At 32.5% G+C, this 15,261-nt stretch carries 12 protein-coding genes and 2 tRNA genes; 5 read left to right on the plus strand and 9 right to left on the minus strand.

Annotation, left to right across the window (positions count from 1 at the left end; genetic code table 11):
* The first annotated feature begins 2 nt into the window (after positions 1–2).
* A complete protein-coding gene (locus tag P0R33_RS09655) occupies positions 3–827 on the plus strand; it encodes a universal stress protein (RefSeq protein WP_276175237.1) in 825 nt (274 codons plus the stop codon).
* Between the two features lie 63 nt (positions 828–890).
* On the opposite strand, the gene P0R33_RS09660 is transcribed toward P0R33_RS09655, so the two are convergent.
* Positions 891–961, minus strand: a tRNA-Gln gene (locus P0R33_RS09660).
* Between the two features lie 109 nt (positions 962–1,070).
* A tRNA-Gln gene (locus P0R33_RS09665) sits at positions 1,071–1,141 on the minus strand.
* 245 nt (positions 1,142–1,386) lie between these two features.
* Between P0R33_RS09665 and P0R33_RS09670 the strand changes: the two genes are divergently transcribed.
* Both P0R33_RS09670 and P0R33_RS09675 read left to right on the plus strand, forming a co-directional pair.
* Positions 1,387–4,665, plus strand: coding sequence for a DUF2723 domain-containing protein (locus P0R33_RS09670; protein ID WP_276175238.1), 3,279 nt, complete (start codon positions 1,387–1,389; stop codon positions 4,663–4,665).
* A gap of 95 nt (positions 4,666–4,760) precedes the next feature.
* Positions 4,761–5,402 carry a polysaccharide deacetylase family protein gene (locus tag P0R33_RS09675; RefSeq protein WP_229354738.1) on the plus strand — a complete coding sequence of 214 codons (642 nt, stop codon included), beginning with the start codon at positions 4,761–4,763 and terminating at the stop codon, positions 5,400–5,402.
* Between the two features lie 23 nt (positions 5,403–5,425).
* Here the strand turns inward: P0R33_RS09675 and P0R33_RS09680 are convergent, their stop codons facing one another.
* From P0R33_RS09680 to P0R33_RS09705, 6 genes are all read right to left on the minus strand, one after another.
* A complete protein-coding gene (locus tag P0R33_RS09680) occupies positions 5,426–5,728 on the minus strand; it encodes a thioredoxin family protein (protein ID WP_276175239.1) in 303 nt (100 codons plus the stop codon).
* Between the two features lie 73 nt (positions 5,729–5,801).
* Positions 5,802–7,037, minus strand: a complete 1,236-nt coding sequence (locus P0R33_RS09685; protein WP_276175240.1) for a metallophosphoesterase — start codon at positions 7,035–7,037, stop codon at positions 5,802–5,804.
* A gap of 165 nt (positions 7,038–7,202) precedes the next feature.
* A complete protein-coding gene (locus tag P0R33_RS09690; protein ID WP_276175241.1) occupies positions 7,203–7,391 on the minus strand; it encodes a hypothetical protein in 189 nt (62 codons plus the stop codon).
* 98 nt (positions 7,392–7,489) lie between these two features.
* A complete protein-coding gene (locus tag P0R33_RS09695; RefSeq protein WP_276175242.1) occupies positions 7,490–8,824 on the minus strand; it encodes a HAMP domain-containing sensor histidine kinase in 1,335 nt (444 codons plus the stop codon).
* 9 nt (positions 8,825–8,833) lie between these two features.
* On the minus strand, positions 8,834–9,508 hold the full coding sequence (locus P0R33_RS09700) for a response regulator transcription factor (RefSeq protein WP_276175243.1): 675 nt from the start codon (positions 9,506–9,508) through the stop codon (positions 8,834–8,836).
* 182 nt (positions 9,509–9,690) lie between these two features.
* The gene (locus tag P0R33_RS09705; protein ID WP_276175244.1) at positions 9,691–9,900 is read right to left on the minus strand and encodes a hypothetical protein; all 210 of its coding nucleotides are present in this window, start codon (positions 9,898–9,900) and stop codon (positions 9,691–9,693) included.
* 312 nt (positions 9,901–10,212) lie between these two features.
* Here P0R33_RS09705 and polA point away from each other — a divergent pair, with 312 nt between their 5' ends.
* Positions 10,213–13,056, plus strand: coding sequence for a DNA polymerase I (gene polA / locus P0R33_RS09710; RefSeq protein ID WP_276175245.1), 2,844 nt, complete (start codon positions 10,213–10,215; stop codon positions 13,054–13,056).
* Between the two features lie 217 nt (positions 13,057–13,273).
* Here polA and P0R33_RS09715 read toward each other — a convergent pair whose 3' ends face one another.
* Positions 13,274–14,299 carry a LacI family DNA-binding transcriptional regulator gene (locus P0R33_RS09715; protein ID WP_276175246.1) on the minus strand — a complete coding sequence of 342 codons (1,026 nt, stop codon included), beginning with the start codon at positions 14,297–14,299 and terminating at the stop codon, positions 13,274–13,276.
* Between the two features lie 206 nt (positions 14,300–14,505).
* On the opposite strand from P0R33_RS09715, the gene P0R33_RS09720 reads away from it, so the two are divergent.
* The gene (locus P0R33_RS09720; protein WP_276175247.1) at positions 14,506–15,252 is read left to right on the plus strand and encodes a ferritin-like domain-containing protein; all 747 of its coding nucleotides are present in this window, start codon (positions 14,506–14,508) and stop codon (positions 15,250–15,252) included.
* The last annotated feature ends 9 nt before the right edge of the window (positions 15,253–15,261 follow it).

Genomic DNA, 15,261 nt, shown 5'->3' on the forward strand with positions numbered 1-15,261 from the left:
TTATGAAACGAATTTTAGTACCTACCGACTTCTCAGAACACGCAGAAGATGCTTTAAAAGTTGCCTCCCAAATCGCAAAAAAAAATAATTCTGAGATTATCATCCTGCACATGCTCGAATTACCACATCAATCAAACGATGCTATTATGGGCGGAATCAGCATTCCTGAAAGCATGCTTTTTATGAAAAAAGCAAACGAAATGCTTGATGAAGTTTCTTCAAGATCTTATCTTGACGGAATATCAATAACCGAAGTTGTAAAAATGGACAAACCAATACATGGCATAACGCAAATAAGCAAAGATTATGAAGTCGACCTAATTATCATGGGTTCTCACGGATCGTCTGGCATCGAAGAATTACTTATTGGTTCTAACACCGAAAAAGTTGTCCGCAATTCTGAAATTCCTGTTTTAATCATCAAGAAAAACATTTCAAATTTCGACGCCGCTAATATTGTTTTTGCATCTGATTTTTCTGAAGAAGCAAAAAAACCGTTTAAAAAACTTTTAAATTTCACTCAATTATTTGATTCAAAACTACATTTAGTAAACATTTGCACTCCAAACAGTTTCAAACCTACTCACGTTGCAGAAAAAGCAATGAATGATTTTGCTTCTCAATTTGACATTAGCAATTATACCACTCAAATTTATAACGACACTAATATCGAAAAAGGAATTATTAATTTTTCTAATAAAATAAATGCCGACATCATAGGAATGTGTACGCACGGCAGAACAGGTTTTGCGCACTTTTTTAACGGAAGCATTAGCGAAGGATTAGTCAATCATGCTGTTAGACCGGTAATCACTTTAAAAATATAAGGAAATAAAAAAATAATTTTAGCACATAAAAAAAAGCCTCTCATTCCTGAGAGGCTTTTTATGTTGGTCTACTAGGACTCGAACCTAGAAAGACGGCACCAAAAACCGTAGTGTTACCATTACACCATAGACCAGCAGTGCTGTTAAGCGGGTGCAAAATTAAAACTTTATTTAGTTTATGCAAATTTTAAAACAACTTTTTTTGCATAAAAAAAAGCCTCTCATTTCTGAGAGACTTTTCTGTTGGTCTACTAGGACTCGAACCTAGAAAGACGGCACCAAAAACCGTAGTGTTACCATTACACCATAGACCAGCAGTGCTGTAAAGCGAGTGCAAATTTAAGGCTTTATTTAGTTTTCGCAAACTTTTTAGCTAAAAAAAATATTTTTTTTAGCTTTTTTTCACTTTCAAATTTTCTTCAACACGCAAAACACTTCATACACAATAAATTACTATCGCTAGATACTTTTATAGAATTTTTTGTTAATGCTCTATTCTTTACATAAAAAAACATTTTCTTTGTAGGATAGAAAACTTTCAAATTTTTAACACCTAAATATGGCACAATTCAATTTCAATAAATGGAATACAATTATTGGTTGGTTTGCATTTGCAATCGCTTTAATTACTTACACATTAACAGTTGAACCTACAATGAGCTTTTGGGATTGCGGAGAATATATTGCAACCGCAGCCAAACTTGAAGTAGGTCACCCTCCAGGAGCTCCACTTTTTCAGATGATGGGCGCATTTTTTGCAATGTTTGCAATAGATGCCAAACATGTCGCTCTTATGGTTAACATGATGTCTGTTTTTTCTAGCGCATTTACCATATTATTTATGTTCTGGTCTTCTTCTATGATCTTAAAAAAGATTGTGGCTCGTTTTGCAGAAATCGACCAAAACAATTCGATTGTTATTTTAGGAAGTTCTTTTGTTGGAGCTTTAGCTTACACATTCTCCGATAGTTTCTGGTTTAATGCGGTTGAAGCCGAAGTTTACGCGATGGCTTCTTTATTAATTGCATTGCTTTTCTGGCTTGGTTTACGTTGGGAACAAGATATGGATAAACCTAAAGGGAACAAATGGCTTTTAATTATTTCTTTAGTTGTTGGTCTTTCTTTTGGAGTTCACTTTATGGCTCTTCTTACAATTCCTTCCATCGGATTTTTATACTATTTTAAACATTACGAAAAAGTAACAATCAAAAATTTCATCATTGCAAACCTTGTGGTTGTTGGAATTTTATTATTTATTTTCATTTTACTTCTTCCGTTAACTATGGCATTTTTCGGAAAAACCGAAATTTTCATGGTAAACAGCATGGGACTTCCTTTTAACTCAGGAACTATTTTCGTTGCCCTACTATTTATCGCTTTCTTCTATTTTGGATTAAAATACACTAAGCAAAAAGGATTAATATTCTACAATACTATTATCTTATGCATTTTATTCATTTTGATTGGTTTCTCAACTTGGTTAATGCTTCCTGTCAGAGCAAACGCTAATACAGTTATCAACGAAAACAAACCTTCAGATGCTACAGAGGTTTTAGCTTATTACAATCGTGAACAATATGGTGTAAATCCATTGTTTTACGGACCTCAATATACTGAGGTTTATGCCGGACTTGATGCTAAAAACCCATATTCGGATAAAAAACCAAACTACGAAAGAGATTATAAAACAGGTAAATACGTTATTACCAACAATTATAAAAATGCAGAGCAGAATTCTGATGACAATCAAAAAACTTTTCTGCCTAGATTATGGAGCACCGAAACATCTCATATTCAGAATTATATCAACTTTACAAGTCCTCCTAAATTCCGAATTAACCTAAATTACAATTATGATGAAGAATTGGCAAAATACGGAATTGATGCAAGCCAATTAAGCGAAGACGAATACAATAAAGCTACAGCTCAATTGCGCAACGAAGTTGAAAAAACAGTTTCTGAATTTAGAAAAGCTTACGCTCAAAAACAAATTGACAACGAGGGTTATGTTAAATTCTTAAGCAGCTACAAAGATTATTTAATTATAGAAAAACCTTCTGCTGGAGACAACTTTAGTTTTATGTTCGAATATCAGTTCGGATATATGTATTGGAGATATTTGATGTGGAATTTTGTTGGACGTCAGAATGACATTCAAGGTAAATATGACAATCTAGATGGAAACTGGATTAGTGGTATCAAACCTTTAGATTCAATTCATTTAGGTTCTCAGGATAATTTACCTGCTGACGTATTAAACAATAAAGGAAGAAATGTTTATTATTTCCTTCCTTTCATTTTAGGTTTAATAGGATTAATGTATCATGCAAATAAAGATTTGAAAAGCTTCTACGTGCTTTTAGCGTTGTTTTTATTTACAGGGATTGCATTAAAAATATACTTAAACGAAAGACCTTTTGAACCTCGTGAAAGAGATTATGCACTTGTAGGTTCGTTTTATGTTTTTGCCATCTGGATTGGTTTTGGAGTTTATTCGCTTTACGAAAGTTTCCAGAAATATGTTGCTCCAAAAATTGCTGGACCAGTAATTATTGCTGGAAGTTTGTTGGCTGCTCCTATTTTAATGGCTTCTCAAAACTGGGATGATCACGATAGATCTGGCAGATATACAGCTGTTGCAATGGCAAAAGCTTATTTAAGTTCTTGTGATAAAGATGCTATTTTATTTACAATCGGAGATAATGACACATTCCCACTTTGGTATGCGCAAGAAATTGAACACTTCAGAACGGATGTTAAGATTGTAAATACGAGTCTATTTATGACAGATTGGTATATCGACCAGATGAAAGCTAAGTCGTACGAATCTAATCCGCTTCCTATTTCTTTTGAGCACAAACAATATGTAGGAGACAATCTGGACTATACAGCTTACATTCAAAAAATTGATACTCGTTGGAATATTAAGGATTTTATCGATTTTATTAAAAATCCTAAATCAACTGTAGGATTGCAAAATGGGCAAACAATTCATTTTTATCCAACAAATAAAATTAGAGTGAATGTTGACAAAAACGCCATCATTCAAAATAAAATTGTTAATCCAAAATACCATGATTCTATCGTTCCTTATTTAGATATAGACATCAAAGGAAGTGCTTTATACAAAAACCGCTTAATGATGCTTGACATCTTAGCTAATAATAATTGGAAAAGACCAATTTACTTTAGTGGAGGTGCATTTGACGACGAGGATTATTTATGGCTAAAAGACTATTTACAGTTAGATGGAATGGTTTACAAATTGGTGCCTATAAAAACTACTCCTTCTAAAGATGGTGGCCCATTAGATATGGGACAAATTGATTCAGAAAAAATGTATGACATTGTAATGAAATGGGATTGGGGAAATAGTAACAGAAACATCTATCACGATCCAGAAACAAGAAGAAACAGCATTACATACCGTACTAATCTTTCTAGATTAATGAATCAGCTTATTGAAGAAGGCAAAATTGATAAAGCTAAAAATGTAATAAATTTAGCAATGACAAAAATGCCTTTAGACAAGTATGGCTATTATTCTCTAGTTGAACCTTTTGCGGGCGGTTATTATAAAGTTGGAGAAACTGCTAAAGCGCAAGATCTTTTGAATAAATTAGTTGAAAAATACAAGGAAAACCTTAACTATTACAGTACACTAACTCCTTCTGATCAATCTGATTTGGCAATTGATATCATTACAGATATTGAGCGCTACAGAAGTTTATTGCATGTAATGCAGGAAAACAAAGACAACGCTTTCTACAACAAACACAAAACAACATTTAACACTTACGTAAATGTATTTGAGCGTTTTGGACGTGAGAAAGAATAATATACGTAATTTTTAACAATTAAAAAAATGCAGCACTGTTTGATAAATAGCGCTGCATTTTTTAATTTTATACATACAATTAAATTCAACTCAAGATGAGCTTTTATTGGGTAAAAACGAACTCATTTATTAAAAGGGTATTTTCTAAATATTGCTGGGACATTCCTAACAATGAAAAGAAAATATACCTAACATTTGATGACGGCCCAACTCCAGAAATTACAGACTGGGTTTTATCTGAATTGAAAAAATTTGATGCAAAAGCCACTTTTTTCTGCATCGGAAAAAACATAAAAGCTAACTTAGCTTTATTCGAAAAACTAATAACTGAAGGCCACTCTATTGGCAATCACACTATGAATCATGTAAATGGATGGAAAATCCATACTAATGATTATATCGAAAACGTGAAAAACTGCGCCGAAGTTTTAGACGAACAAGAAAAAGCTCCACGCCGTTTATTATTTCGTCCTCCTTACGGAAAAATCAAAAAAGCACAATCTAAAGTTCTTAGAAAATTAGGCTATAAAATAGTAATGTGGGATGTTTTGAGTGCCGACTTCGATCAAAGCATTACTCCTGAAAAATGCTTGGAAAATGTCACCAAGAATGTAAAATCAGGAAGCGTGATTGTTTTTCACGACAGCATTAAAGCTTCTCCAAACTTGAGATTTGCTTTACCTAGAACACTGCATTTTTTAAAAGAAAACGGATATAAGTTTGATATTATTCACTAAATAACATCAATAAGAGAAGTTATTTAAATGTTGAATTGATCTTGCACAATTCCGATAATAGTATTCGCGTCAAGTTCTCCAGATTGTCTCCAGATCATTTGCCCATCTTTATAAATCATTAAAGTTGGAAGTCCTTTTATACGAAGTGCTTCTGCTAGTTCCTGATTTTTATCTACATCAATTTTAATCACCTTGGCTTTATCACCAAGCGCCGCAGCAACATCCTTAATTACAGGATGCATAGAAACTGAAGATTCATTCCAATCGGTGTAAAAATCAATTAACACTGGAACTTGAGCATTTATTAGTTCTCCAAATTTTGACATAAAACCAAAAATTTTAAGTTTTTAAATCTATTAATAGAATTAAATATAATACAAATTTAGCATTTTTAACGAATTAAGCGACATTACGGCCCTTTTTTAGTTCAATGACTGTTATTTCAGGCATAATTCCAACTCGTCCTGGATAAGCGTGAAAACCAAACCCGCGGTTAACATAAACGTATCTTCCGAGGTTTTCGTACAAGCCTGCCCATTGTTTATAAATATATTGGGCTAAACTCCATTTGAAATATCCCGGGATTTCAATTCCAAATTGCATTCCGTGTGTGTGACCCGCAAATGTTAAATGGAAATTCTTTGGATGTTCTTTAATTTCAGCATCCCAATGACTTGGATCATGACTCATCAAAATTTTAAAATCGTCTTGATGTACATTTTGTGAAGCTTTATTTAAATCTCCCGCTTTTTTGAAATTCACACCCCAATTCTCCACTCCAACCAATGCAATTTTATCATTTCCTTTTTGGATATACGTATGTTCATTCAACATAAGTTTAAAACCAATTTGACCGTAAAGCTTTTTAATTTGCTGGAAATTTTCATCTTTTTCCTTTTCAGAAGGCCAAGTAACATATTCTCCGTAATCGTGATTCCCTAGAACCGCAAACTTTCCGTACTTGTAATCTTTTATTCGATTAAAAGTCTCCAACCAAGGATGCATTTCTTTTGCATGCGTATTTACAATATCTCCAGTAAACAGAATTATATCAGATTCTTGCTGATTTATTAAATCAATCGCATAATTTATTTTTTCTGGATTATCAAAACTTCCGCTGTGAACATCAGAAATCTGAGTGATTTTAAAACCATCAAAAGCATCTGGAAGATCTGGAAAAAATATAGTTTGTTTAAAAACTTTAAAATTATATTTCCCTTCAAAAATTCCATAAATCAAAGATAAAAATGGAATTGCAGCCAAACCTAAAGCAATCTGACTTACAAACTTTCGTCTGTCTGGCATCATTTCTTTACGCGGCGTATTATAAATAAAATAGTTTAAGATACTTGCTCCAATTCTAATAATATCTTCTCCAAACATTACCAAAGTAAGAACAATTTTTGGCACATAAACCAAAAGCATTAAACCCGTAGTAAACATGAATTGGCGAGTCTGCCCTACTGAGCGATCGACCTGAGAAAATGAATAGATAATAAATAATAGAATTAGCAGGCTTATAACCTGATAACTTATCAAAACCCATCTAAGCTTAATTAAAGTGCGAAAGGCTTGATAAGAATAGAACTCAATAAATATAAAAAGAGCGCATAGAATTACAAAACGAAGGATCATTTACTTTATAGTTTTAAACAAAAGTAACAAAGAATGAAAATGCTATCGCTTATTATTATAAAAAATTTAACGCTATTAAATAGAAAAAGCTAAAAGAATACTCTTTTAGCTTTTTCCCTACCAACCTTTTTAAAACTATTTAATCTTCAACATATAATGTTGTTTTTATTTTGCTTTTGGAGCTTCTGCTTTTACAGCTTCTGCTTTTTTCTCTCCTTTAGCTTTTTTGTTTCCTTTTTTATCGTGTTTAGCGACTTTTACTTCTTTTGCTGGTGCTGCTGCTGGAGTTGTTTGAGCGTTTACCATTGAGAATGTTCCTAATACTGCTACTGTTAAAATTGCTAATTTTTTCATGACTTTAAATTTTATGATGATTATTATTTCATTATTTATAAGTCAAAGATATAATCGTAAAATGAAGACAAAATGAAGATAAAGTCTTACAGGAAATTTTAACTTTTAATTGGCTTTTGAAACCATAAAATAAAAGAAGTTCCTTTTCCCAGTTCAGATTCTACTTTAATTTCTATATGATGAAAAGATGCAATACTTTGCGCAATTGCAAGCCCTAACCCCTGCCCTTCTTGATCTGAACTAATTCTGGCAAACCTGCTAAATATTTTTTCCAATTGCGATTCGTCCATTCCAATTCCAGAATCTTTTACTTTAATGAAATATTGTTCATCAACAAAACCATCTTCAACAAGAATATTCCCATTTGGTTTATTGTATTTTACGGCATTTGTAACCAAATTATAAATCAAAATATGAATTAAGGTTTTGTTTCCCAAAAAGATAAAACGGTTTTGCATTTTATTTACAAACTGAATTCCTCTATCATCAATACGATCTTGAAGATCTTCTTGTAAATCTGTAACTATTTCGCGAAGATTGATTTCTTCATTTGCCTCATATTGATTATTGTCTATTCTGGAAATCAGCAATAAATTATTAATGATTTTTTTCAGCATATCTAAAGTCTTCAACGAACCTGCGATTTTATCTACAGCGTTGTCATCTAAAGATTCGTTTTGCAATAAATTTTCGAGTTTATTTTTAAGAAGCGCAATTGGCGTTAGAAGTTCGTGCGAAACATTCGAAATAAATTGTTTTTCTTTTTTAAAAACTTCCGAAATACGATCCATCATTTGATTTAAAACAAAATCCAATTCTCTAAAATCTCGCGAAGCCGCTTTTATCGGAGTGTGATCGAATGTTTCAGGTTCGTTTACACGCCTAATTTTTGTATCGATAATTTTATAAAATGGTTTGAGAAGATATTCTATATAAAAAGTATCAGCCAAAAAAGTAATAAATAAGATGACAACAAAAACAATTAGTATAAAGAAACGAATCACAAAAGTCAAATCGTTAACTTCAGACAAACTGCTTCCAATTTCAAGTTGATAATCTTCGCCTTCGTAGGTAAAATGATGCTGTAGAATTCGATATTCGCTTTCTTCATTTTCAATCTTACGATACTCATTTGTAAAAGTGGTTTTCTTTTGATGCGGTTTGATTGGAACACGAGAAAGAACTAAAAACTCGCTGTGGAGTGTTGAAAACTCTGAAAAAGTTTCGGTAGAATCATCAGGATTTTCTATAAAATCATTAATTTCTTCCTTATTTAAGTGTTCTATAAATTTTTTCTTTTTTTCGAGAAGACTATTATTTATATGATGATAAACCACATTTTGAACCAAAATGGGAAGCATTAGCCATAAAATCAAAATTACCAACAATCTTGTCAGTGCATTAAAAATGGCTAATTGATGTTTTATTTTCACAAGAATTATTTATTCGTTTATACGATAACCGACATTTCGAACTGTTTCAAACCAATCTATTGGTGCGTGTTTGTCTAGTTTTTTTCTAAGATTTCGAACATGAACATCAATAAAATTAGAATCTGAATTGACTTCTAAAATATCTCCCCAAATATGTTCTGTAAGCTGAAGACGTGTGATTACTCGATTTTTATTCAAAACTAAATATTGAAAAATATCAAATTCCTTTTTGGTTAAATTAATTGGCTGTTCATTATAACTCACTTTATAATCTTGAAGTTGTAAGACAAAACCATTTATAGAAAGATTGTTTAAAGTAAAGCCATGAATTCTTCTGATAACAGCAAATAATCTGGCGCTAAGTTCAGTCAGCGCAAAAGGTTTTGTCAGATAATCATCGGCTCCAAGATGCAGGCCATTAATTCTGTCATCTAATTCTCCTCTTGCTGTTAAGACAATTACCGCCATTTTTGATTTTGTTTTTCTAACGGTTTGCAAAACCTCAAAACCATCGCCGTCTGGAAGTCCTAAATCTAGAAGCATGGCATCATAATCGTTACTATTAAATTCTTCTAAAGCATCGGCACAAGTGTGAGCAATCTTGCAGATATATCCTGCATTACACAAAAAATCATAAACTTCTACCGCAAGTTCTCGATTATCTTCTACAATCAAAACATTCATAACCAAAAGTGTTTAGCACAATTAAAAGTAATCAATTCTAAAAAACCAAATTATGCGTTATTAAAATATTAACGAAAAAAGCTGACAAATTTCTTTATCAGCTTTTAACTCCTGCATTCTTCATAATTATCCTTCCTGTTTTGCTTTCGTAATACTCTTCTGAAAACAAAACAAAAAACATACTATTTATTCATTTTTGCAGTTTCTGTTTTTGGGGCTTCTGTTTTAGCTTCTGTTTTTTCTGCTTTCGCTTTTTTAGAAGATTTGTGTTTAGGATGTTTAGTTGCTTTTACTTCTTTTGTTGCAACTGCTTTTTCTGTTTTTGCTGGAAATGCTTGAACCATTGCACTTGTTCCTAAAACTGCTACTAGTAACATTAATAAATTTCTCATGATTTCTAAGATTTAAGAATTAATAACCTTTTAATTTATATGTCAAAATTACTTTCACAACATGAAGAAAAAATGAAGAAACTGCCGAATAAAAAATTTTAACTTGATATTAACTCTTCTTGTTTTTCTACCATATAAGTTATATAAGTTAATTTAAATATTGAGCGTATATAATTTAGACGCACTGCAGTGCATCTCTACAATGTGCGCCTCCGCTAAAATGAACTTATATAACTTATATGGTAAAATTTTTCTTTTTTGATTAATGTTTCAAACCTCAATTGTTTATTTTTACAGACTAATATTTTTTATATGTCGACTCAAAAACGCCTTTTTCTTCTAGATGCTTACGCATTAATTTTTCGCGGTTATTATGCTTTTATTAAAAACCCGAGAATCAACTCTAAAGGAATGGATACATCTGCAATTATGGGTTTTATGAACTCACTTTTGGATGTTATTAAAAGAGAAAAACCAGATCATTTGGCTGTAGCTTTTGACAAAGGCGGAAGTCATGTAAGAACAGAAATGTTCGTAGAATATAAAGCCAATCGTGATGCAACGCCTGAGGCTATTAAAATTGCCGTTCCTTATATTCAGGAATTATTACGCGCTATGCATATTCCGATTATAGAAGTTGAAGGTTGTGAAGCTGACGATTTAATTGGAACAATTGCAAAACAGGCCGAAAAACAAAATTACAAAGTCTTTATGGTAACACCCGATAAAGATTTTGCGCAATTGGTTTCTGAAAATATTTTCATGTACAAACCTGCCCGTATGGGTAACGGAATCGAAATCTGGGGAATTCCAGAGGTTTTGGCAAAATTTGAAATAGAAAGACCTGAACAAGTAATTGATTTTCTTGGAATGATGGGCGATGCTGTGGATAATATTCCAGGTTTGCCAGGTGTTGGTGAAGTTACAGCTAAAAAATTCCTGAAAGAATACGGCACAATGGAAAACCTTTTAGAAAATACCCATTTACTAAAAGGCAAAATGAAAGAAAATATTGAAGCCAATAAAGAGAAAGGTATTTTATCTAAAAAACTGGCAACCATTATCTGCGATTGTGATGTTACCTTTAATGAAGACGATTATGAACTTTCTCGTCCCGATATTGAAAAAACAGATGCTATTTTTCAGGAATTGGAATTTAGAAGAATGGCCGAACAGTTTGATAATTTATTTAAAACAGACGGAACTCAAACTGCTGCACCAGAAGTTGCGGATGCCAAATTATACAAGAAACCACAGCCAAAAAATGAAGATCAATTTGATCTTTTTGGAGGCGGAAATACAAATGGAGAAAATGCTGAAATCGAAAGAACTTCATTTTACAACACTTTAGAAAACACAGAGCATTTTTACCAAACTATTCAAGGCGATTTAGGTATTAAAATGCTTTTGCAAAATTTAGAAAAACAGACTTCAGTTTGTTTTGATACTGAAACAACAGGAATCGACGCGCTTCACGCAGAATTGGTCGGAATGTCTTTTTCTTATGAAAAAGGAAAAGCATTTTACGTTCCGTTTCCGGAAAGTCAGGAAGAAGCTCAAACTTTGATTAACAAATTTGTTCCATTTTTTGAAAATGAAAATATTGAGAAAATCGGACAAAACTTAAAATACGATTTAAAAATCCTTTCTAATTATGGTGTTACTGTAAAAGGAAAACTTTTTGATACGATGATTGCACATTATCTGATTAATCCAGATATGCGTCATAATATGGATATTTTAGCCGAAACGTATTTGAAATATTCTCCAAAATCTATTGAAACTTTAATTGGCAAAAAAGGAAAAAACCAGCTTTCGATGCGTGATGTTCCTTTAGAAGACATTAAAGAATACGCAGCCGAAGATGCTGATATTACTTTACAATTAAAAGAAATTTTTACTTCAGAATTAGACAAAACAGAAACTAAAAAGTTATTTGATGAAATCGAAATTCCGTTAGTTAGTGTTTTAGCCGATATGGAAACGGAAGGAATTCGTTTAGATGTAGATTTCTTAAAAGGAATGTCTTCTGAAATGGAAGTTGAAATCAAATCTTTAGAAGAAAAAATATACGAAACTGCGGGCGAGAAATTCAATTTGGCTTCTCCAAAACAATTAGGAGATATTTTATTTGACAAACTTAAAATTGGCGGCGCAAAACAAAAGAAAACCAAAACTGGTCAATATGCAACTGGCGAAGAAGTTTTGACTTATTTGGCGAATGATAATCCGATTGTAAAACAGATCTTAGATTGGCGTCAGATGGTAAAATTGCAAAGTACTTATATTTTGGCTTTACCAGAACAAGTTGATAAAAAGACTTTGCGCGTTCATACCGATTATATGCAAACTGTTGCGGCTACGGGACGTTTGAGTTCTAATAATCCGAACTTGCAGAATATTCCAATTCGTACCGAAAGAGGACGTCAGATTCGTAAAGCTTTTGTAGCGCGCGATGAAAATTATACTTTAATTTCTGCCGATTACTCTCAAATTGAGTTGCGTATTATTGCCGCTTTGAGCGGTGAAGAAAATATGATTGCAGCTTTTCAAAATGGAGAAGATATTCACAGAGCAACTGCCGCAAAAGTTTTTGATGTTGCATTAGAAGAAGTTTCTCGCGAACAAAGAAGTAATGCCAAAACAGTAAACTTTGGAATTATTTATGGTGTTTCTGCTTTTGGATTGAGTAACCAAACTTCTCTTTCAAGAAGCGAAAGTGCCGCTTTAATTGATGCATATTACAAAACTTATCCTCGTCTTAAATCTTATATTTCAGAACAAGTTGATTTTGCTCGTGAAAAAGGTTACGTTCAAACCATTTTAGGTCGTCGTCGTTATTTAAAAGATATCAATTCTGCAAATGCGGTTGTTAGAAGTGCAGCCGAAAGAAATGCTGTAAATGCACCAATTCAAGGAAGCGCTGCCGATGTGATTAAAATTGCAATGATCAATATTCATAAAAAACTTCGTGACGAAAACTGGAAATCAAGAATGTTGCTTCAAGTGCATGATGAGCTTGTGTTCGATGTTCACAATGATGAACTCGAAAAAATTCAGCCAATGATTAAACACGAAATGGAAAATGCATTTATAATGTCTGTTCCTTTGGAAGTTGAATTAGGAATGGGTAAAGATTGGTTAGAAGCGCATTAAATTTATTTTAGATTGTTGATTTTAGATTTCTAAAGAACAAAGAACACAATCTTGTCATTTCGACGAAGGAGAAATCTTTGCAAGTAACTCCATTCCAATAAGCCAATCTTTGTAGAGCTTCTCGCGAAGATTTCTCCTTCGTCGAAATGACATAAATTACATATAATAAAAAAGGACTGTTCTCTCGAACAATCCTTTTTTAATTTCATATTTATTTTTATTTTTTTCGAGTAGATTCTCTTTCTTTCAATTTTGTTTTAATAACAATCGTTTCGTATTCTGAAACTGTTCCTTCTGGTTCTTCCAATCTTTCGATTAATCTTTTAGCGGCAACTTCTCCAATTTCAACCCCATGCTGACTTATTGTCGTCAAACTTGGCGATAAACGTCTCGAAGCTAAAATTCCGTCTGCGAAACCAATAATCGAAATATCTTCTGGAACTCTAAATCCTTTTTTCAAACTTACTCTTAATGCCGCAACTGAATCATTTTCGTCCAAAGCAAAAATTCCGTCAATTTTATGATCAAAAATCCCATCGATTTTAGCTTTCATGTCTTCTTCAGAATCGGTACGAAGAATAATTTTTTCGTTTACTGGAATATTATTGTCTTTTAAAGCTTTTAAATATCCTTCTGTTCTCAATCTTCCAACACTTATATTATCTACAGAAGAAATCAACGCAATATTTTTACATCCTAAATCAATTAAATGTTGAGTAGAATTTATAGCCGAATCAAAATCATCAACTACAACTTTATCACAATCTACTTCATCTGCAATACGATCAAACATCACGATTGGCGTTCCATCATTAATAATCTCAGAAAAATGATTGTAATCTTGAAGTGTTTGAGCCTCTTTCGAAACAGACAGAATAAATCCGTCGATTGTTCCGTTACTTAACATTTCTAAAGTATGGACTTCTTTTTCTAGAGATTCATTAGAAATACATGTAATTACATTATATCCTTTTTTATCGGCAACTTTCTCAATACCGCTAAAAACTTTCGCGAAGAAAGAATTTAAAATATTAGGAATAATTACTCCAATCGTTTTTGTTTTACGATTCTTCAAATTAAGACCAATAACATTCGGCTTATAATTTTTGAGTTTTGCATACTCCTTAATCTTAACCTTCGTTTGCTCACTAATTTCTGGACTGTCATTCAGAGCTTTAGACACTGTTGACACAGAAACTCCTAGTTCTTTCGCAATTTGTTTTAGAGTTGCTTTAGCTTTCATCTATAAAAGTTTATGTAATTAATACAAATATAGTAGAATTACCGAAAATAAAACAAAAAACAATAAGCAGTCTTTCAAATTATACCATTTATTCGAAATAATATTAAAAAAGCAGATTTTTCTGAAACCGCATCTCCTAAAATTTCGTTAATAAATAAATACCTAATAACTAAACCAATGTTGTTAACTATTAAAAAAACTTAATTATGAAAAACGAAGTTAAGATTCAGGAAGTTAATCCTTCCCTGGATAGCAGAAGGAGCTTTCTTAAGCTCAGTGGACTAACATTAGTTACCGCAGGTTTGGTTTTTGCTGGCTGCAGCGACAATGACAACGATAATGATATGCCAGACACCTCTTTACCTGGAATAAGAAATGGTGTTTTTGATTTAGGCTCTGGAGATTTTGGAGTTTTGACTTATGCATACGCTCTCGAACAACTAGAAGCCGACTTTTATACTAAGGTTGTTAATGCCAGTAGTTTTAACACTGTATTTAGCAGCCTTGAACGTGAGGTTTTAACAGATTTATACCATCATGAAGTCGTTCATAGAGATTTCTTCAAAGCCGCTTTAAACGGAGCACTTCCTGATCCAAGTTCACAATTACTCCCTTCTTTAGCCTTTAATTATGGATCATTGAATTTCAACAGCCGTACCGAAGTTTTAGCGACCGCAAAAGCATTAGAAGATACTGGAGTTGCCGCCTATAACGGTGCTGGTAAATTAATCAAAACAGCCGACTACCTATTATTAGCAGGGAAAATTGTTTCTGTAGAAGCAAGACATGCCGCTGCTATACGAAGTTTGATTAATCCGAATTCTAAAGATTTCGCCGGAGATGATATTGTAAATATGTCAACAGGTTTAGACGATGCAAAAGATCCGTCTAAAATCCTGCCGATTGCCGCTGGTTTTATTACAACAAAATTTACAGCTAAATACCTGCCTTAATCTTAACCG

The sequence above is a fragment of the Flavobacterium sp. YJ01 genome, assembly GCF_029320955.1.
Taxonomy (GTDB): domain Bacteria; phylum Bacteroidota; class Bacteroidia; order Flavobacteriales; family Flavobacteriaceae; genus Flavobacterium.

Excerpts from the sequence above, each read along its gene's own strand:
- polA (WP_276175245.1), top strand. The coding sequence starts at position 10,213 with ATGTCGACTCAAAAACGCCTTTTTCTTCTAGATGCTTACGCATTAATT.
- P0R33_RS09705 (WP_276175244.1), bottom strand. The coding sequence starts at position 9,900 with ATGAGAAATTTATTAATGTTACTAGTAGCAGTTTTAGGAACAAGTGCA.
- P0R33_RS09675 (WP_229354738.1), top strand. The coding sequence starts at position 4,761 with ATGAGCTTTTATTGGGTAAAAACGAACTCATTTATTAAAAGGGTATTT.
- P0R33_RS09720 (WP_276175247.1), top strand. The coding sequence starts at position 14,506 with ATGAAAAACGAAGTTAAGATTCAGGAAGTTAATCCTTCCCTGGATAGC.
- P0R33_RS09685 (WP_276175240.1), bottom strand. The coding sequence starts at position 7,037 with ATGATCCTTCGTTTTGTAATTCTATGCGCTCTTTTTATATTTATTGAG.
- P0R33_RS09715 (WP_276175246.1), bottom strand. The coding sequence starts at position 14,299 with ATGAAAGCTAAAGCAACTCTAAAACAAATTGCGAAAGAACTAGGAGTT.
- P0R33_RS09700 (WP_276175243.1), bottom strand. The coding sequence starts at position 9,508 with ATGAATGTTTTGATTGTAGAAGATAATCGAGAACTTGCGGTAGAAGTT.
- P0R33_RS09690 (WP_276175241.1), bottom strand. The coding sequence starts at position 7,391 with ATGAAAAAATTAGCAATTTTAACAGTAGCAGTATTAGGAACATTCTCA.
- P0R33_RS09655 (WP_276175237.1), top strand. The coding sequence starts at position 3 with ATGAAACGAATTTTAGTACCTACCGACTTCTCAGAACACGCAGAAGAT.
- P0R33_RS09680 (WP_276175239.1), bottom strand. The coding sequence starts at position 5,728 with ATGTCAAAATTTGGAGAACTAATAAATGCTCAAGTTCCAGTGTTAATT.
- P0R33_RS09670 (WP_276175238.1), top strand. The coding sequence starts at position 1,387 with ATGGCACAATTCAATTTCAATAAATGGAATACAATTATTGGTTGGTTT.